The following is a 24,120-nucleotide window of genomic DNA, read 5'->3' on the forward strand; positions in this document are numbered from 1 at the left end:
TACATATGCGGTGAGACTCCGCCCCATCCATCGCACGCAGAAAACATGCCTTTTCGGACGGAAACCTTCCCTCTTTCAGGCAGGAGGACTTTCTCCTCTCCATGAGGAAGCACTCTCCGTTCTGCTCCGCGGCAGAAGCAGGGCCCCCCCATACCATGCCGCACCTCCGAAGCTCCCTTCCCCCTCCCCCGGCGCACCCTGCATGCCGCCCCTCTCCCCATTGCGGGGGTGGGGAAGCACCGGCTGAACATGGCCGCCATGCCCCGCGCCCCTCGCACCCACAGAAGCGTTGACCGCCCCCTTCCGGCAGAAGGTCTCCGCAATACGCGGAGCAGAACGCCGGATACGGCAACTTCCGGCCCTGCTGCATGTCCCCCGCTCGCGAAGCAGGGCCGCCCCTCCTTCTTCAAACTACCCGCACATGTTTCCCGCCTGCGCGGAGCAGAAGCGGCCTTTGCACGGGGGCTTGCCCATGCCGTAAAATGCGTATAGTGTAGACCAACACCCAGTTCGCCGGATAGCCAGATGCTGCGTAAGATACTTATTGTCCTTGTTCTTCTTGTCCTCGTCACAGGCGGGGGTCTCATCGGCCTCATCGTCACCAACAGCGACATCATCATCGACAAGTTCAACGCCTATGTGGAAACGAGCACCGGCGCCCCCCTTGTTTCCGAAACGCCGCCCACGCTCACGCTGTTCCCCAACCGCGGGCTGGAACTCGGCGCAAGCTCCTGGAAAAGCCCCGACGGTTCGCTCAGCTTCAGCTTCAGCCGCGCGTCGGTCATGATTTCCTCCCACGCGCTGTTCACCGGCAAGTTCAGCATCAAGCACTTTTCCGTGGACGACCTCGACGTCACCATGAAGCTGAAAAAGCCGGTGCGCGAATACATGGAAGGCATTCCCGCGGGCGTGGAACACCGGCGCGACTTCGACGAACTCATCCAGACCATCCTGCACGCCCTGCGCATCGCGCCGGACAACATCCGCATCAATCAGGGCCGGATATGCTTCATCCAGCCCGACGGTTCCTCGTTCACCATCGCGCCGCTCAGCCTCAACGCAAGCAACGTGCATCCGGGCACGCCCACCAACTTCAACCTTCAGACGAACATCGACGGCACCTCTCCCGCCTTCCATGCGGGGGTGGAGCTGCAGTGCTCGGCCCTGCTCAACAAGGAAAAGGCCTCCTTCTCCATAGAAAAGGCCATGCTCACTCCGGGCATGGGGGTGTCGTTCCGCGAGTATCTCTCCCTTTCCGGCAAGCTGGAATACGGGTTCGACAGCGACGCGCTCACCCTTTCGCAGCTGCATTTCCAGGGGCCGGATCTTTCGGCCACGGCCTCGGGCAGCATCGCCTCTCTGGCGCGCATGTACAGCGACCCCGTGCAGGGCGACGCCACGCTCAAGGTGGATGTGGAAGGCGACCCCCAGCGCATCGGCGAAATTCTGAAGCATCCCCTGCCGTTTGCGGACCACAGCATTTTCAGCGACTGCGCCCTTGCGGCGGAAATGCGCTGGTCGGAAGGCAGGCTCCGCATGACGAGCATACAGGGCAATGCCGACGACCTCACCTTCTCCGGCAGGCTGAGCATCACGCCCGCGCCCTTCGTCATCAGCGGGGAACTTTCCCTCGGCGACCTTGATCTCGACGACTACAAGAGCGAAAACCACGGCAGCACGCCCAAAAAGCTGGAAAGCCGCGACTTCACCCGCTGGCCCCGCGTGAATCTCCAGCTTTCGGCCGAACATGTGCGCTGGAACCGCGTGCATCTGGAAAACGTGCACGCGCGCCTCGCCGGGCAGAACGGTTCGTACGAATTCAACCCCCTGTCGGGCATTCTGGCGGGCAGCCCGGTCACGGCTTCCATGAAAACGGTCATGCTGCCGAGCACGCCCCTTTCCTCCCGCCTGTCCATCAATTTCAGCGTGCCGCAGGCCAACCTTGAAGACATTGCCCTGAGCCTTGCGGAAAAGCCCCTGCTCAAGGGCAACGGGGCCATCAACGCATCGCTCACCTTCACCACGTCGCGGGGCCTGCCCTCCCTGAGCGGCAAGGGCAGCATCACCTCCTCGCAGGTGGAAACGGCCTTCAGCATTCTGCCTGCGGATATTCCGCTGGCGTCGAGCATTCTTTCCACCAACCGCTTCGACAGGTTCTTCCTTTCCTTCGTTTCCAAGGACGGCATCTTCTCCGTCGACAGGCTTACGCTGGATGCGGCCAGGCTTTCCCTTTCCGGTTCCGGCACGGTGGATCTCGTGCAGAAAACGGTAAAGGCGGAAGGCTCCGTGCAGGTGGCGGGCACCTCCGCCCTGCCCGTGCGGCTGGAAGGCGACCTGCGCGATCCGAAATACTCGCTGGAAGGCGGGGAACAGAACCGCACCCTTTCCCCCCGGGCCATAGAGCTCGACCTCAGCTTCTCCAGACAGGTGCGGGACATTCTGGGCCGGTAAACGCCGAAAACACGGCACCGCGCGGAAAAGGCGCATTTTTCCTTTGACACGAAGCCCGGAACGGGCAACATTCTGCGCGGAGCTTCCGCAGGAAGCCTGCACGAACAACCACGCCGCGGCGTTGCCCGCCCCGCGTGGGCAAACGCTCGGGAGAACACATGGCACTGGCAAAAAAAGGCGCGGGCAGGCGCGCGGCGGAGCTGTTCGCCGCCGCAGGGCCGAAAAAGGACGGCAGGAGCAACCTCATCCTCCGCGTGATGCGCGGGGAATACTCCCTCACGATCACGTTCTGGATATGCTGCATTTCCATTCCTCTGGTGGCGCATCTCATCTTCAGCCGCCTTGTCTTCCCGCTGCTCGATCCGCACACCTGGTACGGTTCCTCCATCTTCTTCCTGTGGGCGGCGCTTTCGCTCCTCTACGGGGCGGTGGCCTGCCTCGGCCTGTGGCGCAGCCGCGCAAACTTCACGGGGAAAAAGGCGTGGGCCGACCTTGCCGGTCTTTTCGCCGCAGCGGGCGCGGTTTCGGCCGTTGCCTACGCCGCCATGATTCTCGCCTCGTGGCACATGATGCTCAATCTGTAGGGGGAAGGCCATGTCTCTGGAACGCGCGAAACGGCATCTTGCCGCCTGGGGCAGGGAAAACGACGTGTGCGTGCACGAACATTCGAGCGCCACGGTGGAACTTGCGGCCGAGGCGCTGGGCACCGAAGCGTGCCGCATCGCCAAAACCCTCTCCTTCCTGAACGGCGAACGCACCATTCTGCTGGTGGCCGCCGGCGACGCCCGGGTGGACAGTTCCGCCTTCAAAAAGCGCTTCGGCGTGAAGAAGGTGAAGATGGTTCCCGCCGAAGAGGTGGAGGAACGCACCGGCCATGCCGTGGGCGGGGTGTGCCCCTTCGGCGTGCCGGAAGGGGTGGACGTGTATCTCGACGAGTCGCTGCGCCGCTTTTCCACCGTGTTTCCGGCCTGCGGCAGTTCCACAAGCAGCATAGAACTCACGCCCGGGGAGCTTGAGGAATATTCCGGCGCGCTCGCGTGGGTGGACGTGTGCAGGGACTGGCGCTGAATTTTTTTTGGGGAACGGCTCTTGACAAAGTGGGTGAAGAGGTCATAGTCAAGCTGTCGAAAGGCAAAACATGATGAACAGCGCAACCGTCAGAGTCTCTCTCGCCATCAGGATTCTGCTCCTGATGGTCTGTTGCGCCCTTCTCATGCCCGCCCACGCTCCGGCCGGGGAAAAGAACCACGAGCTGGAAAGCTTCCGGGTCGCCTCGCTCACGCTGGCCATAAGCGGCATCAGCAATCCCGTTTCCCAGCTGAAGACCTTCTCCGATACGGAAGGCACATCGCTCCGTTCTCCCGGCAAACGCCAGCAGAACACCTTCTCCGATCCCGACGACGCCGATTCTCCGGCCGTCCTGCCTTCGGTGCCTCCGCTGCCCGAATTCTTCCTCTGCGCGGAGGAATGTTTTGCCGCGCGCACCTTCCCGCCCGAGTCTCACGGGCTCATTCACTGGTATTCTCTCGCCCCTCCCGCCTCTCGGAACGTCTGATCTCCGGTTTCCGTACCTGCGCCGCCCCCCGCGGCGGCAAGGCCTGTTTCCGCACGTCCGTTCTGTGAGGTTTTCTTATGCGTTCCCTGCGCTGGCGCTGCTGCGTCACGTTGCTGGCGGCTTTTCTCTGCGTCGCCTGCATATCCGTCAATATTCTTCCTTCGCTTCCCGAAAAGGCGGCATGGCTGCCCTCGCCCATTCATCTCGGACTCGACCTTCGGGGAGGCATTCATCTCACGCTCGGTGCAGATGTCGATCAGGCCGTTTCCCAATCTTTGTCCCTTCTGGGGCAGGATATCCGTTCCAGCGCTAACGATGCGGGAATAAGGACCCGCCTCCTCCGTCATGCCGACGGTCGAACGCTGGAATTCGTGCCGCTCAAACACGAGGGAATCGAACAACTCTCCAACCTGCTGCGCGACCGATTCGGACAGATGGCGGTCGGTTCCGTCATCTCGTCCGGATCCGGGGAAAAAATCCTCGTCAGTTTCCGCCCCGAATGGGAAAAACAGCTCCGCGAGCGCATCATGGACCAGACCATACGCACGCTTCGCGGGCGCATCGACGCCTTCGGCGTGGCGGAACCCGACATCCGCCTCCAGGGCGACGATCAGATCCAGATACAGCTGCCCGGCGTCACCGACACCTCCCGGGCTCTTCAGCTCATCGGCCGTACGGCCCAGCTCACCTTCCACCGCGTCCGCCACGACGTCGCCCCGGGCACAGCCATGCCCGCGGGAACGGCGTGGTATCCGCTGGCCACGGGCACGCTCTCGCGGCACGCCTCCGTCTCCCGGGATCTTTCCAGCGGCGTCATCCTCGACCGCGCTCCCCTGCTCTCCGGTCAGGACATCGTCGACGCCCGCCCCGCCTTCGATGAACGCAATCAGCCATGCGTTTCCATTCAGTTCAGCGCGCGGGGCGCGGAGCAGTTCGAGCGCATCACCGGCGAACTCATCCATCAGCAGTTCGCCATCGTGCTCGACGGCGTGGTGCAGAGCGCACCCGTGATCCAGCAGAAAATAAGCGGCGGCAAGGCCACCATCACCGGTTCCTTCAGCACCGAAGAGGCGCAGGATCTGGCCGTGGTGCTGCGTTCCGGCTCCCTGCCCGCCAAGGTTTCCGTTCTGGAGGAACGCACCGTGGGTCCTTCCCTCGGGGCCGATTCCATACGCGCGGGCCTCGTGGCCGGGGCGGTGGGTTCGCTCGGCGTCATGCTGGTGATGCAGCTCACCTACGGGCTTTCCGGGCTTATGGCCAACGCCATGCTGGTGTTCACCATCAGCCTGCTCTTTGCCGGGCTCGGCCTGTTCGGGGCCACGCTCACGCTGCCGGGCATTGCGGGCGTGGTGCTCACCATAGGCATGTCGGTGGATGCCAACGTGCTCATTTTCGAGCGCATCCGCGAGGAGATCGGCCGCGGCCTGTCCATGGCGCGCGCCATAGAGGCGGGCTTCAGGGAAGCGCGCAGCTCCATTCTCGATTCCAACCTCACCACGCTGCTCACCGCGGCCGTACTCTATCAGTTCGGTACGGGGCCGGTGCGGGGTTTCGCCGTCACGCTGGCGCTGGGCATACTGGCATCCATGTTCACGGCCATCTTCGTTTCCCAGCTGCTCTTCGATATCTGGATCAGGAAGAACAACGCCGCAAAGTGCGGCCTTCATCCCCATATTGCCGGGGCTTCCCGATAGGCCCCGCAACCGTGCCTTTCGGGAAAAGGCACGGAGTTACGGACAAAGGGCGGCCCGGGATTCTCTCCACCGGGTCGCCCGCACCAAAAGCCGCAGAACCCGCCCCGCCCGCAGGACGGTTCAACCATACAAAAACGCCGGCGGCGCACGCCGCTCACCCCCCGGAGGATGTCTTATGGATGATTACCTGAAGCAGGCAATCGAACTCGTCAAAGCCCAGTCTTCCGTGCGCGTCATGCAGGAAGAGGAAATCGTTGCCATGATCCGCGCCCTGTCCGCAAGCCTGAAAAGCCTGAGCGAAGGCCAGAGCGCGGAAAACGAAGAAGACGCCGCCCCCGCGCCCGCCCGTTCCATCAGGGAAAAAAGCATCACCTGCCTGGAATGCGGCAAGTCCTTCAAGCTCATCACCAAGAAGCACCTCGCCCAGCACGGCCTCGACGCCGATTCCTACCGCAGAAAGTGGGGCATCAAGAGCGGCGTGCCGCTGGTGTGCAAGAGCATTCAGCGCGTGCGCCGCAAGAAGATGAAGGACATGAAGCTCTGGGAAAAGCGCCACGCGCCCCAGGCCGAAGCGTAAATTTCCATGCGGGGGAACCCGCCTCCCGCGTGTTCGCCGGTGCGCCGTCCCCGGAAGGGGCGGTCCCGGCGTATTTTTTTGCCCGGCGCGGGGCAGCGGCGGCATAAGGCCCGCGGTCCGGCCTTCGCCCGGCGCACCTTCCGGCAATCCCCGGCGGAACCAGGCAGAGGGCTGCATGAAGCGCCCTTTCCGCCCCGGTTTCCCCGGCCATCTCAAACGCCGTCCTCCCTGCGCTTTTTTCCGGCGCAGTCCGGCCCTTGGCGGCAGAAGCGCGCCCTCTTTTCCGCAGCGGCATGGGGAACATGCGCCCGGCTCCCGCGGGGCCGCCGGGCACGGCAAGAAGCGGCTGCGGCGCGAAAAAGCCGGACGGAACCTTCCGTACAGCCGGCACGTTCCCTCCGCCCCGGCGCGGCGGAATACGGCATCGCCTTCTTCCGGCGCGGCGGTTCCGGCCATGGAGGAAAAACGGCCCGCCTGCGGCAGGACGCACGGCATTTCCCCGAAAATTGACAAAACCTGTCCCTGCCTTTTACAAGAAAAGAGAGAACCGAAAGCAAGGAAGGCGTCATGTCCCCTCTTTTCTGGGCTTCCGCAGCCGTTGTTTTTCTGATCATCGAACTTGCCACGGGCACGCTGTTCTGCCTTGCCCTCGCGCTTTCGGCCGCGGTCACGGCCCTTGCCGCGCCGGTCGTTCCGGGCGCCCTGTGGCAGACGGTCCTTCTTGCCGCCGTCTCCACCGCATCGTGCCTTGCGCTCGCCCTGCGGAACAGGCGCCGCAAGGCCGCCGCCATTAAAGACAACAGCCTGGACGTAGGGCGCAGCGTGTCCGTGGAGGCATGGGAAAACGGCCGCGCCCGGGTGAAATACCGGGGAACCCTGTGGGACGCGGTGCTGAAGGACGGCCACGAAGCGCTTCCCGGCCGTTTCCGCATTGCGGGGTTCGATTCCACCACACTCATTCTTGAACCCGAATCTGGGGAGAACTCATGACGGACACCATCTACCTTCCGTACTTCACCATCCTTCTCGGCGTGCTTGCGCTGGTGTTTCTGGCTCTGGCCGTCCGGGTGGTGCCGCAGCAGCAGGGCTGGATCGTGGAGCGGCTCGGCAAATTCCACAGCGTGCTGGAACCGGGGCTGAACTTCATCATTCCCCTCGTCGACCGGGTGGCCTACAGGCATTCTTTAAAGGAAATCCCGCTGGATACGGAAGCGCAGGTGTGCATCACCAAGGATAATACCCAGCTTACGGTGGACGGGCTTCTGTATTTTCAGGTAACGGACCCGAAGCTGGCCAGCTACGGCACGTCCAACTATGTGCAGGCCATTTCCCAGCTTGCCCAGACCTCGCTGCGTTCCGTCATCGGGCAGATGGAACTGGACAAGACCTTTGAGGAACGCGAGGAAATCAACAGCCAGGTGGTGCGCGCCATCGACGAGGCGGCCCGCAACTGGGGCGTGAAGGTGCTGCGCTATGAAATCAAGGACCTGACGCCCCCGGCGGAAATCCTGCGCGCCATGCAGCAGCAGATTACGGCGGAACGGGAAAAGCGCGCCCTCATCGCCGCTTCCGAAGGCAGAAAGCAGGAGGCCATCAACCTGGCGGAAGGCCAGCGGGCCGCGCTCATCGCCCAGTCGGAAGGCGAAAAGCAGTCCGCCATCAACCGCGCCGAAGGCGAGGCGCGCTCCATCGAGGCCGTGGCCGCCGCCCAGGCCGAGGCCATACGCATGGTGGCCGCGGCCCTTGCCGAAGAAGGCGGCATGAGCGCCGTGAACCTTCAGGTGGCGGAAAAGTATGTGGAAGCCTTCTCCAACGTGGCCAAGCAGGGCAACACCCTCATCGTTCCGGCCGATATGGGGAATATGGCCTCGCTCGTTTCCTCCGCGCTGAACATCGTCAAGGCGCAGAAATAGGCAGAAGTCAGGACCGCCCCTTCAAGGGGCGGTTTGATTTGACCCTATAAGGGTCTGTTACCCGGCTGCCCTCTTAAGAGGGCTCTGTCTCGACTCTTGCCGAAGAGTTATTTCCTGCTGCTCGTAAACGAGCTGACGGGCCGTTCTACCAGGCTATACTGGTCTGTTATTTTGTCTCGTTCTTCCTGCTCCCTCACATATTTGATGATGGTCGCCTCATTTACTCCCACCGTGCTGACAAAATAACCGGTACACCAGAAATGGCGATTGCCGAACTTGTAGCGCAGATGCGGAAAACTCTCGAATATCATCAGGGAACTCTTCCCTTTCAAATACCCCATGATCTGCGCCACGCTATACCTGGGCGGAATCTTGACGCACATATGAATATGGTCCACACACGCATTTGCTTCCACTATCTCTATTCCTTTGTATTCACACAGTTTTCTCAGAATTTCGCCGATCGTTCTGCGATACCTTCCGTATACCAGCTTGCGTCTGAATTTCGGAGCGAAAACAATGTGATACTTGCAGCTCCAACGGGTATGGTTTAAACTCTGGTCATTCATTATTGGGTTCCTTTGTGTATAGATTTCGAGTCGAGACAACTGGTTATCTCACAAAGGAACCCCTTTTTTAACTTATGTAAAGGCTTCGCCTTTTTGGAACTCCCCGCATAGCGGGGAGTTTTCAATCTTAAAAAAGCGCCGCCTTCGTCATCGAAGGCGGCATGACACGACGGCAGAGGCGTTTTTTACCGGAAGGGAACTCCCGTCCACGCTCTTCGTCCCTTCCTCATGACGGCCCCCCGCAGGCGCGGATGACGCGAAGGCCCGGTTCCCCCTGCCCTCGCGGGAGACGCGCAAGGCCTTTTGCGCCGGACACGCCGCCCGTATGCGGGGCCTGCACGATTCGGCCCCGGCTGCGCGCAGGTCCATGGAGGCTGCGCGGCCCGGCCGCCTGAAAAACGCCGGGGCGCCGAGCGTTGAGAAAAGGTTCTTTCCTGCCAGGCCGGGCAGCAACGGAAAAGCGGTATGCCTTTGTACCGCGGGCACACGGCAACACAGGCCCTGCGTCAGCTTTTCCGCTGGGCCGTCTTGTCCGGCTGCGCGGCGCAGCGCCATGGTTCAGGCCCATTCCTTTTTCAGAAGTTCCAGAAATTCCCGCTGCTTTTCGGCAAGGGGATGCTGCGGCGCAAGGGCCAGCACCACCCTGCGCCGGGGGAGCATGGGGCCGAGGTCGAACCTCTGCAGGTCGACCATGTCGTCCGGCAGGGCATGGACGCACACAATGGCCGCGCCGAGTCCGAGGCGCACGGCTTCCAGCGCAGCCACGGGGCTTGCCACATGCACGCGCACCGGCCCGGTGAGGGGAATGCCCGCATAGGCATCCAGCTCCGCAAGGCCGCTGGTGCCGGTAATGTAGATCATGGGCAGGGAAAAAAGCTGTTCCAGAGAAGGCTGCGGCCCCAGATGCCGCACCAGAGAAGGATGCGCCACCAGCACCAGCGGGGAGGAAAAGAGCGGTATTTCCTCCAGCGTAGGGAGTATGTGCTCATGAAAGACCATGGCGCAGTCCAGTTCGCCGGAAAGCAGGGCGTGGCAGAGCGCGGGCGCGCCTTCAAAATGCAGGGAAAAATCCAGTCCCGGCAGAGCGGCGCCGTGCCGCGCTATGGCCTTGAGCACCGGCGACTGCAGAAGCGCCAGCGCGCCGAGCCGCAGCACCTCCCTTTTTTCCTGAAAATTTTTCAGTTCGCAGCAGATGGTGAAAAGCGTATTGCCCAGCGCCGGAATGCGCGAGTGGAGAAAACGCCCGGCGGGAAGCAGGCGCAGGGACCGCCCCGCCTTGCGCTCGAACAGGGGCATCCCCAGTTCCTCTTCCAGCTTCTGTATCTGCTGGCTCACGGCCGAAGGGGTAAGGCAGAGTATGGCGGCTGCGCGGCGTATGCTCCGGGTTTCGGCCACATAGTAGAAAGGCCGCAGATATTGAATAAGACTTACGTTGATATCGTTCATGGTTTCAGCCCCGCCCCGGGCGATGCGCCCGCACGGCAATGCTTCAGTATGCCGGATTTGAGGCCGAAGGTCAAAACGTCGCCCGAGTGACGCGAAGGCCCGCCGGCTCTGGACCTGCGGTACGGACTGCGGGCTTGTACGGAGGCTGTTACGCTTGACGCCGCATGTGAACTGCGGCTGCCTGCGCTTCCGGCCCGAACGCCTGAAAGCGCACGGGGGCCCCGGAGCGTTGAAGAACGCGTTATTTCTTTACGGACGAAAACGGAATGATACGTTGAAAAAACATTATCTTTCAGAACGGGAGCAGAATGAAGCAACGGCCCATGTTCAACGCTCCCCTGCTCCAGACATCCTTTCCCTTGACACGACGGCCCGGCGAAGCCGGGACGGAGTCGGCCTGCGCGAGCGGGCACGGAGTGCACGCTCACACTGAGACCGCGGCCCGAACGAGGCGGGCAAGGCCTTTCCGCGCCCGGCGGCCATACGGTACGGCAACGCTTTCCGCGCCCTGCCCAGAGGACAGACTGCGGAGAACCACGCCCTCCGCGCCGGAGCCGTGCCGCGAAGACGCGGCGGAAGCCTGCCCGGGCCTGCCCTTCCGTGCCCGAAATTCTCCCGGAAAAAGCCGTGAGCCGGAGGAGAGCCTTTGCCTTCCCCCACGCTTTCGCCCTGCCGGACGAGGGGGTCCGGGGGGAATCATTCCCCCCGGCGCCTTTCCCGCCTTTCCTGCCTTTCCTGCGGACAGTGTACATCCTCACTGAACACCCGGGCAAATTTTATTGATTGACGAAAGAGGGATAATTCCCTGTGATACGAAAAGAACAAGGGAAGGCGGAGTGCCTTTCCGCAAGTGGAAAAAGGAGGACGTATGCTTAAACACATGACCGGACTGGCTGCGGCTCTTATCGGGCTTTCGCTCTGTGTCTGCCCCCATGCGGAAGCGAAGGGCTTCCGGCATCTTTCGTTCAACGGGGGCTATGCGATTTCGCATCCTTCGGTGGAATATGTGTGGAAGGACTTCATGGCGGAAGCGGAAAAAGCGTTTCCGGGCAAGAACGGTCTGAGCTTCGACTATTTTGCGACGAACGAGCTTTTCCCTGAAACGGAAGGCATCATGGCGGTTGCGGACGGCCGTGTGGACTTCGGGCGCGTGCGGCCTTCGCTTTTCCCGGGCAAGATGAACCTGCTTTCGGTGGTGGACGTTCCGGGCCTCTTCTCCAACGCCATCACGGGCAGCGTGGTGATGCAGGAACTCATTGAAGCGTTCCCCGAAGTACAGAAGGAACTGCCCCCGAACTCTCAGTGCTTCACCTCCTGGGTATCGGCCACCTATCAGGTGCACACCATCAAGCCGGTGAAGAGCCTTGCGGAGCTCAAGGGTCACAAGCTGGTGGTATGGGATGCGGTCACCATTGAAATCGCCAAGGCGCTGGGCGCGAACCCCATCCGTCTGCCTTCTCCCGACACCTATCTCGCGCTTTCCAAGGGCATGGCGGACGGCGTGCTCTGCCCCATGGCTCCGGTGCGCTCCTTCAAGATTTCGGAAGCCACGAAGTATCACCTCATGCTGAACACGGGCGTGACGGGCTTCAACATCAGCATTCACAAGCCGCTGTGGGATGAAATGCCCGCGGACATGCAGAACTGGCTCAAGGAAAAGGGCGGCGTGAACATGGCGCTTGCCATCGGCAAGAGCCTGGAAGACGGCGCGAAGGAAGACGCGGAATGGATGCGCCGGCAGGGGCATGAATTCTATGAACTTTCCGATGCCGACCATGCGGCGCTCATGAAGGCGCTCGCGCCCTTCCTCGACCACTGGAAGAACGAGGTGTGCAAGGACGAATCGCCGGAACTCGTGCAGAAGGTGCTCACCTTCGTGCAGGAAAGAAACAAGTTCCACATGGAAGAACTGCGCGCCGGCAAGTACGGCAACTACGACCTGTAACAGCCATCCGGGGGCGGGCATCCGCCCCCTTTTTTTCCGCCATGTTTCCTTTGTATAAAACGCTTCTTTTCAGCACGCTGTGCGCGGCGTACATGCTGGTGTTCATTCAGAACGCGGCCATTACGGTGCTTGCTCCCGGCGTGATGAAAGACCTTGCCCTTTCGCCGGAAGCCATGGGCAGGCTGAGCTGCGTGTACCTGTGCGCGTATGCGGTCATGCAGTTCTTTTCCGGGCTGATTTCCTCGCGCCTGGGGCCGCGCCTGCTCATGGGGCTGCAGTTTGCGCTGGCGGCAGGGGGCGGGCTTCTTTTCGCCTCCTCCTCGGGGCTGGGCACGGCCCTGCCGGGCAGAATGCTCAACGGGCTGGGCATGGCCGGGGTGATGGTGTCCTCGTTCGTGCTGTTCGGGCGCTGGTTTGCGCCCTCCATGTTCTCGCGCCTGTGCACGGCGTTCTTCGTCGCCGGGGGGCTGGGCGGCTTTCTGGCCACCACGCCGCTCGCGCTGCTTACCCAGACGTGCGGCTGGCGCTTTTCCTGCGCGGCGCTCGCCTGTGCTTCCGCCGCGCTTTCCGCCGCCCTTTTTCTTGTGGTACGCAACTTTCCCCCGGGGAGAGAAGGCGCTTCCGCGTCTTCTGCCCGCAGCCTGAAGGAAGATCTGCGCGCCCTTGCCGCAAACGGGCCGCTGTGGCGGCTGTTTCTGCTCTTTGTTGCTCTGGCAAGCTCGTATTTCGTGTTTCACGGGCTGTGGGGAGGGGTGTATCTGCAGCAGGCGCACGGGCTTTCCCCGGCGCAGGCGGGCAATATTCTGGCCATGGGAGCGGCGGGCCATATTGCGGGCGCGCCCTTCGTCACCTGGCTGAGCGAAGGCGTGCTGCATTCCCACCGCAGAACCTTCCTTCTGGCCGGGCTGCTCGGCGCGGCGTCGTTCGGCGCCATCATCGTTTTCGGAGACATGCTGCCCGTATGGGGGCTTTACGCCGCATCTCTCGGCATCGGCATTGCGGCCAACGGGCCCAACCCCATCGCGTATTCCGCAGCCCGCGCGCTCGTGGGTTCGGAAGCCATGGGCGCGGTGGGCGGACTCATGGCCTCGGGCATGTTCATGACCGGGGCGCTGCTCCAGAACCTTTCCGGCCTCATTCTGGAAAACATGCAGGGCGCTTCGCTCCATGCCGGATTCTCCGCCGCCTTCCTGCCCATCGCGGCGCTCGGCCTTCTGGCCGCCCTGCTCAGTCTGCGACTGCCGGAAACGTGCCCGAAATAAAAACTTCTTCCCCTCGACCGGACACGGCGGAAAACCGGGCATGTTTCCCGCAAAGCCGCCTTCCGGCCGCAGGCCGGAGCCTTCTTTTCCCGTTCCTCCCTGCCCGGATGCGCGGGCAGCGTCCCGGAAAAAAACGAAAGGTACGGGAAGGCCGCGCCCGCCTTTCCCGGCGCTTCATGCATGACGGAATTTCCCCGCGCTTTCCCGGAAAAGCCGTGAAAAACGGCGTCGGCCCCCCTTGCCGTGACGCGGCGTTCCTTCCGTCTGCCGGAACCGTTGCCTCTCCGCCCTGCCGCGGCGGGAAACGGCCGCCCCGTCATGCGCGGGGCTTTTCATGCGGCGTTTTCCACGGGTTCCCATGCGCCCGACAAGGGAAACGAAGGGATGCGCCCTCGCCCCGGGCCGGCAGCCGTTCCGCCCATGGGCCTCTTGCGGAGGAAATGTCAGGTTCTCGGCATGTAGTCCAGGCGAAAGCCGACCTTCGGCACCGTTTTCAGAATGGGCTTGTTGATATTCTGAAGCGCTCTGCGCAGCTGATGAATCGCCACCTGAAAGGCGTTGCTGTTCGGCGGCGTATTGCCGTAAAGACGGGATTTCAGCTCGTGATGGCTGACGACTCTGGGAGCCGACTTCATCAGACAGGAAAGCAGCGTGAACAGCTGGGGGGAAAGCGCGAGTTCCTTCCCTTCGCTGGTCACGGTATGCGCCTCCATGTCTATCTCGATGCCTTCCCACGATATGCTGGTGGAAAAGAAATGCTTCTGCGCCAGGCGTATGCCTGCAAGGAGCCTGACTTCAAACTCCAGCATGTGGATGGGAACGGAGATGACCCCGTCGGCGCCGCCGTCAATATAGTATTGAAAGTGTTCCCATGAAGTTTCCTTAGCCATAAGAAATATGATTCCGCTGTAGCCGTTCAGGCGCAGCCTTCCGTACAAGGGAATACCCTGCCTGTCCTTCATATCGCTGTCAAAGATCAGGGCATCATAATTTGATGTAAGGAGAGCTTCCAAAAGTTCATCACTGTTTGAGCAATTATCGAGATGATAGCCAATAGGCTCCATATAATTAAAAATATTCAACATAAGTTCCCTATTGCCTGTGCAGATAAGGAATTTAAGATTCGGAATGGAAACCTGTCTTCTCAGGGTTTCTATCATCACTTTTCTCCTTGTAAAATTTTTCAAAGAGCGTGATCACTCATGTTATCATAATGATAATCTTTATATATCTTGCTTTTATATTTCATATTCTTTCAAAATTATAATTTATTACTAATAAATTTCATGAAGATATGAAAATGTGGGGGGAGAGAGGTGCCCCCCCCACAAAAGCTTACCACCGAAATACGTTTAGAACTTGTAGCTGAAGGTCAGAGCCGTGCTCCAGGAATCCTTGTCGATGTCGTGGGCGGAGGCCCAGGCCACATGGTCGCCTTCATCATAGTCGGTGATGATGTAGGCAAGTTCGAGGCACGCGCTCAGGTTCTTGTAGATGTTATAGGTGCTAGCCAGGTTGAATTCCACGGCATTGTCGCGGGAGGTCATGTAATGCACGGGGTTGATGTCCGCCCCGGACGTTCTGAGCGCATTACCGGCCTCGTTGGTGCCCTGGAACCAGCTCACGGTGAAGGTATGGCTCAGGCCTTCAAGGAAGCTGACATTCTCGATGCCGGCCTGCAGGCCCCAGGTGCCGGCAATGGAATGGCGGGTATTGTTGTCATAAAGGCCGAATTCGCCGCCGGTATAGGCAATGGTGGGATGGAAGCGGCCCGCCCAGGAAGGAATCCAGTCCTGCCCGAGGTACTGCACGTCCTTGTCGTCGCCGGAAGCATACCAGCCGCCGAAAACGGGCCTGCCCCAGTCGGTGTCATAGGAGGCCTTCGCCTGGACGTACCAGCCGCTTCTGTCGTTGGGGAGCATACCGTCGGTGGTGTCGTAGGCAATCATGCCGTAGGCGCCGGACACCTTGAGCCGGAACGGATCGAAACGGCTCATGATGAAGTTGGTACCCGCCCAGAAGGCATTGCCGTCGGCCAGAACCATGTCGCCGATGAAGTCGCCGTTGCTGAGCTTGTTCTCCCTGGACTTGTCCAGCGCGGCGTACATCACATAGGGAGAGAAGGAGAAGCCGTCGAACCGGAAGTTCGTCATGACGCTGAAGAAGTCGGACTTTCTGGACTGGTCGGTATCGTTGCCGTACCCGAATGCGTCGTCGCCCTCGCTGTCATAGGCGCCGCGCAGCCAGAAGGCGGAAACATCCAGCCAGTCGGCAACAGGGGCGGAAACGGAAATACCGTCTCTGCCCTGCCAGCCGGGATGCATGACCGCGTTTTTGCCGAAGGCATCTTCAGGCAGACCGATGAGCTGACGACCCATGCGGACCTTCACCCCGGTCTGGGGAATCATCCAGTCGACATAGGCCTGACGCATACCGATGGCGGTGCTGTTGCCGGAAGGATCGGAACCCCAGTCATACACGCCGGTGCTGTCGGGGCTGGTACCGGTCTGAACCTGGAAGTAGCCGGACAGGTATTCGCTGGCGGTGAGCGACATGCCGAGACGCAGACGCTGACCGGCGTTGTCGAAATTCTGACCGGTACCGGCGCGTTCGCCCGTAATGAAGTTGATCAGGTATTCGCCGTCCACCTTGACGTCGACGGCGGACGCAGGAGCATACGCCGAAACGGTAAGCCCTGCCGCAAGAAGAAGTGTGGCAATTTTTTTCATGGTGTTCATTCCTCTGAAAAAAGTTCTGACAATCGGAAAGGATCCCTCTTCCTTTCCGGTGTCACCTTAGCGCAGAGGGTGATGAGCAACTTTTTAGGAATCGCTTACAAAACCATTAAAAATCATCTCCAATATTCCGGTATTATTGATGTATTTTTAATTTTTCCCGCAAGCCCGGGGGATTTCGCCTTTCCGGCCGCAGCCTGCGGAACAAACGGCCCTGCCCTCTTTTCCGCGCCCCGCCATGCCCTTCCGCCTCTTCCGCCCTCCCCGGATGTTCTGCAACGCGATGCGGGAAAGGCGGGCCCGAAGGCGCACGGCTTTCCCGTTCTTTTCCGGCGCCGCCCGCGCACGGCGGGAAAAAGAGGGTATTTCCGGCAAAAGTCTTGACAGAGGGGGAGATTTGCTTCCTTATGGACGCCATACCGGGGCCTGTTTCAGGGCTTCGGTTCGTGTTTTCCGGCAGGCGCGGCACCCCGCGCAAGGCAAACGTTCTTCTTTCGCACCAGGGAGCGCGGCATGACCTTTGCCCAGCTTTTCTGTATTGCGGCCGTGTGGCTGCTCGGCGGCTTCATTCACGGGGTAACCTCCATAGGCGGCGGCATGATAGCCATGCCGGTGGTGACGTTCCTCACCACGCCGAGAGACGCCATTCTCATTTCCTGCCTTACGGGCTTCATTATTCCGCTGGCGCTGGCCATCATTTACCGGCGGCATATCCTGTGGCGCGAGGTGCTTTTTCTCACGCTGGGCTGCATTCCGGGCATTCCGGCCGGTCTTGCGCTGCTCACCACGGTTTCCGGCCCCGCGCTGCTCTTCGGCGTGGGCGTGATGCTGATATTCTTCGTGGCGTGGCAGTATCTTTCGCGCAAGGTGCGGCCTTCGCTGCCGTATCATCCCCTGACCGCCTTCATCGCCGGTGTGGCGGGGGCGTTCCTCACCTCCTGCACCAGTCTGGGCGGGCCCGTGCTTGCGGTGTACGCGGCCTTCCGCGGCTGGGAAAAGGAAAAGGCGCTCGCCTCCACCAGCATGTTCTTCAACTTCCTCAACGTGGGCCTCATTTTCGGCCAGTGGCAGGCGGGCCTTTACTCCGAAAGCCTCATCAGCGCGGTTTCGGTTTCCCTGCCCAGCGCGGTTCTCGGCGTGCTCATCAGCATTCCCGTGGTGCGCCGCATGCCGCAGCAGGCCTTCCGCAAGCTGCTGCTCGGCATGATTCTCCTCTCCGGGCTCGTGCTGCTCTACCGTTCGGTGATGTAGGCCCGGCCTGAAATGTTCCGCAGCCCGCTTTTGTTCCGGCAAAGGCGGGCTTTTTTGCGCCCTTCCCCCGGCGCGTCCGACGGGAGCCTTTCTTCCAAAGTATGACAAACTGTTACGCCTCCTTGTTTGATGAACCGGCACACTATACCATAACTGTATAAATCCTTTTCCCTTACAACAAGGATGGTCTTATGAAAATGTCCCGTCGCGATTTTCTTGCGCTGAGCTGCTGTGCCGCAGGCGCGGCCCTCTGCCCCGCGTTTCCCGCCTCCGCAGCCGCTGCGGATATGAATTCCGCCGAAGTGAGCCGCCTGTTTCAGGAATTCGGGGCCACCCGACGTATGCCCGAAAAGCTGAACGCATGGCTGAACGACCCCGCCTGCCAGAAACGCGCGCCGTACCGCGCCTTCGACAACGTATGGCAGGTGGGGCTGACCTGGGTATCGGCCTGGGCCGTGAACACGAATGACGGCTGGGTGCTCATCGACACCACGCACGAACCCTTTACGGACTTTCTGCTGGAAAACCTGAAAACCGTGGGCATAGCGCCGGAAAACATCCGCTATGTGCTCATGACGCACGGGCACTTCGACCATGTGGGCGGACTCGCCCGGCTGAAGCCTCTTCTGAAGAACGCCCGCTTCGTCATGACGAAAAAGGGCTGGGAGGAATCCTTCCGCTATGCCGAGCAGAGCAAGGGCACGAAAAACGCCTGGATCATGCCCGAAGGCATCGACATCGTTGCCGAAGACGGGCAGCAGATTTCCTGCGGCGACAACGTGTTCACCGTGCTGGACACGCCGGGCCACACCTGGGGCACGGCATCGTATGTCTATACGGTGCGGCACGGCGGGGAAAGGCGGCAGGCCGTCACCGTGGGCGGGCAGGGGCTGAACGCCATCGAGGGCCCGGAGCAGGTGCGCGCCTACATCGCCAGCATGAAAAAGCTGGGCGACGCGGCCCTGAATATCGAAGTGGACCTTACGGCCCACCCCTTCAGCACCGGCCTTACGGAACTCATCCCTGCGCTGCGGTCGCTGAAGGCCGCCGACCCGCACCCGCTCATCAACAGGCAGAAGTACCTTGCAAGGCTTCAGGGCATGATCGACGGAGCCTCCGCCCGGCTTGAGCTGGAGCTGAAGAAAGCCGCAAGCTGAAGCGCCTTTTTCTCCCGGTCTTCGCCGGACCTTGTGCGGATGCCCTGCCTTCCTGAACGGAGGGCGGGCGTCCGCTTTTTTCCCTCCGCGGCCCGGCGCAGCCGCGCCTTGCCTGCCGGTATGCCGCCGGAAACTACAATCGCCCTCCTCGCCGGGAACCGGCAGGGGCCTCTTCCGCCTTTCCGCGCAGGCGGCGCGCCTCATGCGCTTCTGCACGCAGAACGCCTTCCGCACCCTCCTCCGAGACAGTTGAACCATGCAATTTTGTAGCGGAAGTTTGAAAAATCACTCCTTACGCTCTTTTCTTTTCTTCAAAAGCCTTGCCGCACAAGGAAAAGAATAACCTTATACCTTTCTTTTCCAAGGGCCGTCGCAAGGTTTTCCTCTCTTCCGCAGGAAGCCTTGCCGCAGCTTCGGAACAATCGCGGAGGGAACTTCCCCACGCCCTCTTGCCGGAATGGCGCAACCTCGTTATAGTGTCTCTCCCCAAACACGGAACTTTGCCGAAAAACGCAAGGCATTCCACGGAGCAGCCATGAATCAGAACCCGCTTTCCCGGAAAAACCATGCCCCCGCCTGCCTGCACGAAGTGCTGGGCATGGAACTTGCCGCCTCGCAGCCGGGCCTCGCCACGGCCCGCATGAAGGTGGAAGACAAGGTATGCCAGCCCTTCGGATTTCTGAGCGGAGGGGCCTCTCTGGCGCTCATGGAAACGCTGGCGGGCTACGGTTCCCTGGCGCTCTGCGCGCCCGGAGAAGTGCCGCTCGGCATTCAGGTAAGCGCCAGCCACATGCGCGCCGTCCCCCGGGGAGGCGAAGTGACGGCCACGGCCACCCTTCTCCAGAAGACGCGGCACATCCATGTATGGAACGTGGATATTCACGATGAGGAAGGCAGGCTCGTTTCCTCCGGCCGCGTGACCAACTGCATCAAGGCGAACGCACTCCCGGCATAGCCGCCCGCAGACCTTGACCATGAAAACGCGCTTTCTCCCAAAAGCGCGGGTCTTCACGCCGCGCCGAAAAACGCCCTCCGCCCTGCGACGCCTGCGCGCGGGCCGAACACTCAACCAAGGAACACGCCATGAACAAACGCGAATGGACTCCCATCAGGCAGTACGAGGACATCCTTTTTGAATTCTATAACGGCATAGGCAAAATCACCATCAACCGCCCGCATCGCCGCAACGCCTTCACGCCCGTGACGGTGGCGGAAATAGGCGACGCCCTGCACCTGTGCCGCGAATCCGGGGATATCCGCGTGGTGGCGCTCACCGGCGCGGGGGACAAGGCCTTCTGCAGCGGCGGCGACATGAACTTCAAGGGCCGCGGCGGTTATGTGGGGCAGGACGGCGTGCCCCGCCTCAACGTGCTCGACGTGCAGAAGCAGATCCGTTCCCTGCCCAAGCCCGTCATCGCCATGGTGAACGGCTACGCCATAGGCGGCGGCCATGTGCTGCATGTGGTGTGCGACCTTACCATCGCCTCGGAAAACGCCCGTTTCGGCCAGACCGGGCCGAGGGTGGGCAGCTTCGACGCAGGCTTCGGCGCATCCTACCTCGCGCGCGTGGTGGGGCAGAAGAAGGCCCGTGAAATCTGGTTCCTCTGCCGCCAGTACGACGCGCAGCAGGCCCTTGCCATGGGCCTTGTGAACGCGGTGGTTCCGCAGGATGCGCTGGAAGACACCATGGTGGAATGGGCCGAAACCATGATGCAGCACAGCCCCCTTGCCCTGCGCATGATCAAAGCCGGGCTCAACGCGGAACTGGACGGTCAGGCGGGCATTCAGGAACTGGCGGGCGACGCCACGCTGCTCTACTACCTCACCGACGAAGCGCAGGAAGGCGGCCGCGCCTTTCTGGAAAAGCGCCGTCCCGACTTTTCCGGCAACCCCCTCTTCCCGTAGGCCGCCCATGAACCGCCTCACGCTCTACGGCCGCAGCATCGGCCCGGAAGATGTCGCGCATCTTCGCACGCACGAAAAGCGCTGCATACGCGAAGACCTCGCGGACTTTCTCGAAGAATGGTACGGCCCCTCCCCCACGGTGACGGTGCAGAGTTCCGGCTCCACGGGCGCGCCCAAAATCATGCATGTGGAAAAGGAACGTATGCGCGCAAGCGCCCGCATGACGGTTTCCTTTCTCGGGCTCAGGCGCGGCGACACGGCCCTTCTGTGTATGCCCCTGCGCTACATAGGCGCGAAAATGGTGGTGGTGCGCGCGCTGGAGGCCGGGCTCGACCTCTGGTGCGAGGAGCCTTCCGGTCATGCCCTGCGCGGCCTTGCCGAAGCGCCGCGCTTTCTGGCCATGACCCCGGCGCAGGTGTTTTCCACACTGGAAAGCGAAGAGGAAACCGCCCTTCTGAAAGAGACGGCGCACCTCATTCTGGGCGGAAGCGCCGTCACCGGCGCCCTTGCCCGCACGCTCCGGGACTTTCCGAACAACGTATGGTCCACCTACGGCATGACGGAAACGCTCTCGCACATTGCGCTGCGCCGCGTCAGCGGGCCGGAAGCCTCGGAATGGTACACGCCCTTTGCCGGGGTGAAGCTGCGCCTCACGGAAGAAGGCGCTCTGGCCATACACGCGCCCGCCGTATGCGGAACGGAAATCGTCACCAACGACCTCGCGCTCTTCGACGAGGCGGGGCGCTTCCGCATTCTGGGCCGCAGGGACAACGTCATCAACTCCGGCGGCGTAAAGCTGCCTATGGAAAAGCTGGAGGAGGAACTCGACCTGCCCCGCCCCTTCCAGATCACCTGCGTGCCGGACGCGCACTTCGGGGAGGCCGTATGCCTGCTGCTGGAACCGGGAGGGGAAGACCCCGCGCCCTTCCTTGCGCGCCTGCATCCCTACGCCCGGCCCCGGCATGTTTTTACGGTGGAAGCGCTGCCGCTCACCGGTTCCGGCAAACCGGACAGGGCCGCCGCCCGCGCCCTGGCAAAAAGCCTCATGCCGCCTTCCGCGGCAGAGGCCCCTTCGGAGGTGCACGATGACTGACGCTCCCCTCTCCCCCGGCAGGCCCGAGGCCCCGCTCCCGTTCAGGGCCTGCGCGGCCCTTGTGCTGACCATACTCTTCTTCTCCGGCGCGTTTTCCGATGCGCCGGGCTTTCTGCGCTGTCTCGATTTTTCGCTGCTCAGCGGTTCCTTCGGAAAGATTGCGGAAGAGTTCACCTTCCTCGGCAAAGGCGGCGACGGGGCGCGCTACGGCTTTCTCTTCGCCCTTTCTCTGGTGCCCGGCATCATGCTGGCCCTCAGCGTGGTGGAAGCCGCGGAACGCATGGGCGCCCTGCGCGCAGGACAGAAACTGCTCACCCCGCTCATGCGGCCCCTGCTGGGGCTGCCCGGCTCGGCGGCGCTTGCGCTCATTTCCAGCCTGCAAAGCTCCGACGCGGGCGCGGCCATGACGCGCGGACTCTCGGAACAGGGCCTGATTACGGAAAAGGAAAAAACGCTCTTCGCCGCCTTCCAGTTCTGCTCCGCGTCTTCCGTTACCGTGTACCTCAGCATGGGCGTGGCGCTGTTCCCCTTCCTTTCCGTGCCGCACCTGATGCCGCTCGGCGTCATTCTCTTCTACAAGGTGGCAGGCGCCAACTTCATGCGCCTCTACCTGCGCGCCGTGGAAAAAAAGGAGGCCTGCCATGACGCATAGCCTGTATTCCGCCTTTGTCGACGGCGCGGTCAAGGGCTGGAAGGTCGCCACGCAGAACATGCTTCCCAACGTGGTGCTCGCCTTCGCCTTCATCAAGCTGCTTCAGACAAGCGGCCTGCTCGACGCCGTGGGCCATGTCTGCTCCCCCGTCATGGGACTGTTCGGACTGCCCGGCGAGGCCGTCACCGTGCTCATCTCCACCTGGTTTTCCGCCGGCGGAGGCGTGGGCGCGGCCGCAAGCCTGTATTCCCACGGCATCATGAACGCAGACCATGTCAGCATCATCATGCCCGCCATCTTCCTCATGGGCGCACAGATACAGTACGCAGGCCGTATCCTCGGCGTCGCAGGCGTCAACCCCGGGCACTACCCCGTGCTCTATGCCATCGGCATCATCAACGCCGCCCTCGCCATGCTCACCATGAAGTTCTTCTTCGTGTAGCCGCAAGGAAAGAAGAGGAAAGGCAGGTCGGGGCAAAGCCCCGCACCCCGGCAAAGGCACCGGGGCTCCGCCCCGGCCCCCGCCGGGGGAGATAATCTCCCCCGAACCCCCGTATCCGGCAGGGCCGAAGCGTGAACAGGCTGCCGGGGCCCTCCTTCGACTCACGGCCGTGACGGATGCATGTCGGGCAGGAAGGCGCAGGCCGGAGAGGCATAAACGAAAAGGTCTGTCGTACCCGCAGAAAGGCTTTTCCCGTCACGTTCCTGCCCCGTACTCCGTGCAGGTGTGCGCTGCCGCGCCCACCTGCGGCGGCCGACTGTTTTCCGGCCCGCGCCGGAAAACAGTGCCGGAAGAAGAGATTTCACGATGAAGGAGCGTTGTACCGGACCTTTGCCTTATTCGGGCCTCTGTTCAGGCACAATGTCTTCCCCATGCTCCGTCCGGCCTTTGTTCAGGAAAGAAAGCCCCTTCGCTTCATTCTGTTTTTGTTTACGAAGGAATAACCTTTTCTCAACGCTCGTGGCCCCGGGTGCTTTCGAGCGCCCGGGCCGGAGCTGTAAGCAGCCGCAATTCACCTGCGGCGTCAAACGCCATGCCCGCCGTATGCGCAACGCAGCCTGTACCGCGTATCCGGCAGGCAAAAACCGCTTGTCCCCCTCTCCAGAGAGGGGAAGACATGTGCGCCGTTATTTGCGCCCGAGCAGCTCTTCCGGGGCCAGCTTTTCCAGTTCGGTAAGGGCGTCTTCCAGTTCGTTGCTCAGGGTATTGGCGCGGCGCGGGTCCCATTCCGCAAGGGCGGAACGCATGGCGGAAAGCCTGTCCGACACCTTTTCCACCCCGGGCGTAAGAGCGGCGCGCGTTTCCTTATTCATATCGGCAAAACGCACGGCATCCGGCAGATATTCGGCAAGTTCCGTCACGCCGTGCTTCATGCCCACGGGGCCGAAACGGTCAAGCTCGCCCCATACCAGCGTGCAGAGCTTCGGCCATGCCGCCGTTACCTCATCTTCGTCATACGTCCATGCGCCTACGCGAATCTGCAATATCCTGCCCATTGTTCTTTCCTTTGAAGTGGTTAACGAAGGCCCGGCCTTTCCTTTCCTTCGCCCGGGCGACACGAAGGCCCGTTTGTGCCGGGCACACTGTACGGGCGCAGGGCCTGCACGGCGGCTGTTACGCTTAACGCCGCCAGTGAATTGCGGCTGCTTACCGCCTCCGGCCCGGCCGCCCGAAAACTCCCCGGGCCCCCCGGAGCGTTGAGAAAACGTTATTCCTTCGCAAACGAAGGCAGAATGAAGCCCATGCCCCGATACAACGTTTCCCTTCTTTAAATCCCTTCCTTTGACACGACGGCCCGGCAACGCCGGGACGGAGTCGGCCTGCGTGAGCGGGTCCGGCAGGACACGCTCACACGGAGATGGCCGCCGAAACGCCGTACGCCGGGCCTTTCCGCGACCGGCGGCCATACGGTGC

At 61.8% G+C, this 24,120-nt stretch carries 22 protein-coding genes; 17 read left to right on the forward strand and 5 right to left on the reverse strand.

Going from position 1 to position 24,120, the window contains the following annotated elements; all coding sequences use genetic code 11:
• Nucleotides 1–525: 525 nt before the first annotated feature.
• From CZ345_RS09610 to CZ345_RS09650, 8 genes are all read left to right on the forward strand, one after another.
• A complete protein-coding gene (locus CZ345_RS09610) occupies nucleotides 526–2,451 on the forward strand; it encodes an AsmA family protein (protein WP_077072905.1) in 1,926 nt (641 codons plus the stop codon).
• Between the two features lie 158 nt (nucleotides 2,452–2,609).
• Nucleotides 2,610–3,035 (forward strand): hypothetical protein, encoded by a 426-nt coding sequence (locus CZ345_RS09615; RefSeq protein WP_077072906.1) that lies wholly within the window; start codon nucleotides 2,610–2,612, stop codon nucleotides 3,033–3,035.
• A gap of 10 nt (nucleotides 3,036–3,045) precedes the next feature.
• Nucleotides 3,046–3,519 carry a YbaK/EbsC family protein gene (locus CZ345_RS09620; RefSeq protein ID WP_077072907.1) on the forward strand — a complete coding sequence of 158 codons (474 nt, stop codon included), beginning with the start codon at nucleotides 3,046–3,048 and terminating at the stop codon, nucleotides 3,517–3,519.
• A gap of 73 nt (nucleotides 3,520–3,592) precedes the next feature.
• Nucleotides 3,593–4,006: a hypothetical protein gene (locus CZ345_RS09625; protein WP_144277311.1), complete on the forward strand. Its 414-nt coding sequence runs from the start codon at nucleotides 3,593–3,595 to the stop codon at nucleotides 4,004–4,006.
• A gap of 77 nt (nucleotides 4,007–4,083) precedes the next feature.
• Nucleotides 4,084–5,700 carry a protein translocase subunit SecD gene (gene secD, locus CZ345_RS09630; RefSeq protein ID WP_077072909.1) on the forward strand — a complete coding sequence of 539 codons (1,617 nt, stop codon included), beginning with the start codon at nucleotides 4,084–4,086 and terminating at the stop codon, nucleotides 5,698–5,700.
• A 175-nt stretch (nucleotides 5,701–5,875) separates the two neighbouring features.
• On the forward strand, nucleotides 5,876–6,277 hold the full coding sequence (locus CZ345_RS09635) for a Ros/MucR family transcriptional regulator (protein WP_077072910.1): 402 nt from the start codon (nucleotides 5,876–5,878) through the stop codon (nucleotides 6,275–6,277).
• 567 nt (nucleotides 6,278–6,844) lie between these two features.
• Nucleotides 6,845–7,267, forward strand: a complete 423-nt coding sequence (locus tag CZ345_RS09645) for an NfeD family protein (protein WP_077072912.1) — start codon at nucleotides 6,845–6,847, stop codon at nucleotides 7,265–7,267.
• A complete protein-coding gene (locus CZ345_RS09650) occupies nucleotides 7,264–8,190 on the forward strand; it encodes an SPFH domain-containing protein (RefSeq protein ID WP_077072913.1) in 927 nt (308 codons plus the stop codon). The genes CZ345_RS09645 and CZ345_RS09650 overlap by 4 nt, the downstream gene beginning before the upstream one ends.
• Before the next feature lie 107 nt (nucleotides 8,191–8,297).
• On the opposite strand, the gene tnpA is transcribed toward CZ345_RS09650, so the two are convergent.
• Nucleotides 8,298–8,759, reverse strand: coding sequence for an IS200/IS605 family transposase (gene tnpA, locus CZ345_RS09655; protein ID WP_077072914.1), 462 nt, complete (start codon nucleotides 8,757–8,759; stop codon nucleotides 8,298–8,300).
• Nucleotides 8,760–9,317: 558 nt separating this feature from the next.
• Nucleotides 9,318–10,205 carry a LysR family transcriptional regulator gene (locus CZ345_RS09665; RefSeq protein ID WP_077072916.1) on the reverse strand — a complete coding sequence of 296 codons (888 nt, stop codon included), beginning with the start codon at nucleotides 10,203–10,205 and terminating at the stop codon, nucleotides 9,318–9,320.
• Nucleotides 10,206–11,073: 868 nt separating this feature from the next.
• Between CZ345_RS09665 and CZ345_RS09670 the strand changes: the two genes are divergently transcribed.
• Together CZ345_RS09670 and CZ345_RS09675 are read left to right on the forward strand one after the other, a co-directional pair.
• A complete protein-coding gene (locus tag CZ345_RS09670) occupies nucleotides 11,074–12,150 on the forward strand; it encodes a TRAP transporter substrate-binding protein (RefSeq protein WP_077072917.1) in 1,077 nt (358 codons plus the stop codon).
• 50 nt (nucleotides 12,151–12,200) lie between these two features.
• Nucleotides 12,201–13,412 carry an MFS transporter gene (locus CZ345_RS09675; protein WP_162274960.1) on the forward strand — a complete coding sequence of 404 codons (1,212 nt, stop codon included), beginning with the start codon at nucleotides 12,201–12,203 and terminating at the stop codon, nucleotides 13,410–13,412.
• A 443-nt stretch (nucleotides 13,413–13,855) separates the two neighbouring features.
• On the opposite strand, the gene CZ345_RS09685 is transcribed toward CZ345_RS09675, so the two are convergent.
• Nucleotides 13,856–14,572, reverse strand: a complete 717-nt coding sequence (locus tag CZ345_RS09685) for a response regulator transcription factor (protein ID WP_077072920.1) — start codon at nucleotides 14,570–14,572, stop codon at nucleotides 13,856–13,858.
• Between the two features lie 192 nt (nucleotides 14,573–14,764).
• Nucleotides 14,765–16,141: an outer membrane homotrimeric porin gene (locus CZ345_RS09690; RefSeq protein ID WP_077072921.1), complete on the reverse strand. Its 1,377-nt coding sequence runs from the start codon at nucleotides 16,139–16,141 to the stop codon at nucleotides 14,765–14,767.
• 519 nt (nucleotides 16,142–16,660) lie between these two features.
• On the opposite strand from CZ345_RS09690, the gene CZ345_RS09700 reads away from it, so the two are divergent.
• The 7 genes from CZ345_RS09700 to CZ345_RS09730 all read left to right on the forward strand — a co-directional run bounded on the left by CZ345_RS09700 (nucleotide 16,661) and on the right by CZ345_RS09730 (nucleotide 22,647).
• Nucleotides 16,661–17,398, forward strand: a complete 738-nt coding sequence (locus tag CZ345_RS09700; RefSeq protein WP_077072923.1) for a sulfite exporter TauE/SafE family protein — start codon at nucleotides 16,661–16,663, stop codon at nucleotides 17,396–17,398.
• 191 nt (nucleotides 17,399–17,589) lie between these two features.
• Nucleotides 17,590–18,555: an MBL fold metallo-hydrolase gene (locus CZ345_RS09705; RefSeq protein ID WP_077072924.1), complete on the forward strand. Its 966-nt coding sequence runs from the start codon at nucleotides 17,590–17,592 to the stop codon at nucleotides 18,553–18,555.
• Between the two features lie 535 nt (nucleotides 18,556–19,090).
• A complete protein-coding gene (locus CZ345_RS09710; RefSeq protein ID WP_077072925.1) occupies nucleotides 19,091–19,510 on the forward strand; it encodes a PaaI family thioesterase in 420 nt (139 codons plus the stop codon).
• A gap of 128 nt (nucleotides 19,511–19,638) precedes the next feature.
• Nucleotides 19,639–20,460 carry a 1,4-dihydroxy-2-naphthoyl-CoA synthase gene (gene menB / locus CZ345_RS09715; protein WP_077072926.1) on the forward strand — a complete coding sequence of 274 codons (822 nt, stop codon included), beginning with the start codon at nucleotides 19,639–19,641 and terminating at the stop codon, nucleotides 20,458–20,460.
• A 7-nt stretch (nucleotides 20,461–20,467) separates the two neighbouring features.
• A complete protein-coding gene (locus tag CZ345_RS09720) occupies nucleotides 20,468–21,553 on the forward strand; it encodes an AMP-binding protein (protein WP_077072927.1) in 1,086 nt (361 codons plus the stop codon).
• The gene (locus CZ345_RS09725) at nucleotides 21,546–22,205 is read left to right on the forward strand and encodes a nucleoside recognition domain-containing protein (protein ID WP_144277312.1); all 660 of its coding nucleotides are present in this window, start codon (nucleotides 21,546–21,548) and stop codon (nucleotides 22,203–22,205) included. The genes CZ345_RS09720 and CZ345_RS09725 overlap by 8 nt, the downstream gene beginning before the upstream one ends.
• Nucleotides 22,195–22,647 (forward strand): YjiG family protein, encoded by a 453-nt coding sequence (locus CZ345_RS09730; protein ID WP_077072928.1) that lies wholly within the window; start codon nucleotides 22,195–22,197, stop codon nucleotides 22,645–22,647. Before CZ345_RS09725 ends, CZ345_RS09730 begins: the two co-directional genes overlap by 11 nt.
• A gap of 686 nt (nucleotides 22,648–23,333) precedes the next feature.
• Here CZ345_RS09730 and CZ345_RS09735 read toward each other — a convergent pair.
• Entirely contained in the window at nucleotides 23,334–23,702 is a 369-nt protein-coding gene (locus CZ345_RS09735; protein WP_077072929.1) for a hypothetical protein, read from the reverse strand.
• Between the last annotated feature and the right edge of the window lie 418 nt (nucleotides 23,703–24,120).

The organism is Mailhella massiliensis, assembly GCF_900155525.1.
GTDB lineage: Bacteria > Desulfobacterota > Desulfovibrionia > Desulfovibrionales > Desulfovibrionaceae > Mailhella > Mailhella massiliensis.

Coding starts and splice junctions, on each gene's coding strand:
- CZ345_RS09705 (WP_077072924.1), top strand. CDS start 17,590: ATGAAAATGTCCCGTCGCGATTTTCTTGCGCTGAGCTGCTGTGCCGCA.
- CZ345_RS09650 (WP_077072913.1), top strand. CDS start 7,264: ATGACGGACACCATCTACCTTCCGTACTTCACCATCCTTCTCGGCGTG.
- CZ345_RS09610 (WP_077072905.1), top strand. CDS start 526: ATGCTGCGTAAGATACTTATTGTCCTTGTTCTTCTTGTCCTCGTCACA.
- CZ345_RS09615 (WP_077072906.1), top strand. CDS start 2,610: ATGGCACTGGCAAAAAAAGGCGCGGGCAGGCGCGCGGCGGAGCTGTTC.
- CZ345_RS09735 (WP_077072929.1), bottom strand. CDS start 23,702: ATGGGCAGGATATTGCAGATTCGCGTAGGCGCATGGACGTATGACGAA.
- CZ345_RS09670 (WP_077072917.1), top strand. CDS start 11,074: ATGCTTAAACACATGACCGGACTGGCTGCGGCTCTTATCGGGCTTTCG.
- CZ345_RS09690 (WP_077072921.1), bottom strand. CDS start 16,141: ATGAAAAAAATTGCCACACTTCTTCTTGCGGCAGGGCTTACCGTTTCG.
- CZ345_RS09725 (WP_144277312.1), top strand. CDS start 21,546: ATGACTGACGCTCCCCTCTCCCCCGGCAGGCCCGAGGCCCCGCTCCCG.
- CZ345_RS09685 (WP_077072920.1), bottom strand. CDS start 14,572: ATGATAGAAACCCTGAGAAGACAGGTTTCCATTCCGAATCTTAAATTC.
- tnpA (WP_077072914.1), bottom strand. CDS start 8,759: ATGAATGACCAGAGTTTAAACCATACCCGTTGGAGCTGCAAGTATCAC.
- secD (WP_077072909.1), top strand. CDS start 4,084: ATGCGTTCCCTGCGCTGGCGCTGCTGCGTCACGTTGCTGGCGGCTTTT.
- CZ345_RS09730 (WP_077072928.1), top strand. CDS start 22,195: ATGACGCATAGCCTGTATTCCGCCTTTGTCGACGGCGCGGTCAAGGGC.
- CZ345_RS09700 (WP_077072923.1), top strand. CDS start 16,661: ATGACCTTTGCCCAGCTTTTCTGTATTGCGGCCGTGTGGCTGCTCGGC.
- menB (WP_077072926.1), top strand. CDS start 19,639: ATGAACAAACGCGAATGGACTCCCATCAGGCAGTACGAGGACATCCTT.
- CZ345_RS09620 (WP_077072907.1), top strand. CDS start 3,046: ATGTCTCTGGAACGCGCGAAACGGCATCTTGCCGCCTGGGGCAGGGAA.
- CZ345_RS09665 (WP_077072916.1), bottom strand. CDS start 10,205: ATGAACGATATCAACGTAAGTCTTATTCAATATCTGCGGCCTTTCTAC.
- CZ345_RS09645 (WP_077072912.1), top strand. CDS start 6,845: ATGTCCCCTCTTTTCTGGGCTTCCGCAGCCGTTGTTTTTCTGATCATC.
- CZ345_RS09720 (WP_077072927.1), top strand. CDS start 20,468: ATGAACCGCCTCACGCTCTACGGCCGCAGCATCGGCCCGGAAGATGTC.
- CZ345_RS09635 (WP_077072910.1), top strand. CDS start 5,876: ATGGATGATTACCTGAAGCAGGCAATCGAACTCGTCAAAGCCCAGTCT.
- CZ345_RS09710 (WP_077072925.1), top strand. CDS start 19,091: ATGAATCAGAACCCGCTTTCCCGGAAAAACCATGCCCCCGCCTGCCTG.
- CZ345_RS09625 (WP_144277311.1), top strand. CDS start 3,593: ATGAACAGCGCAACCGTCAGAGTCTCTCTCGCCATCAGGATTCTGCTC.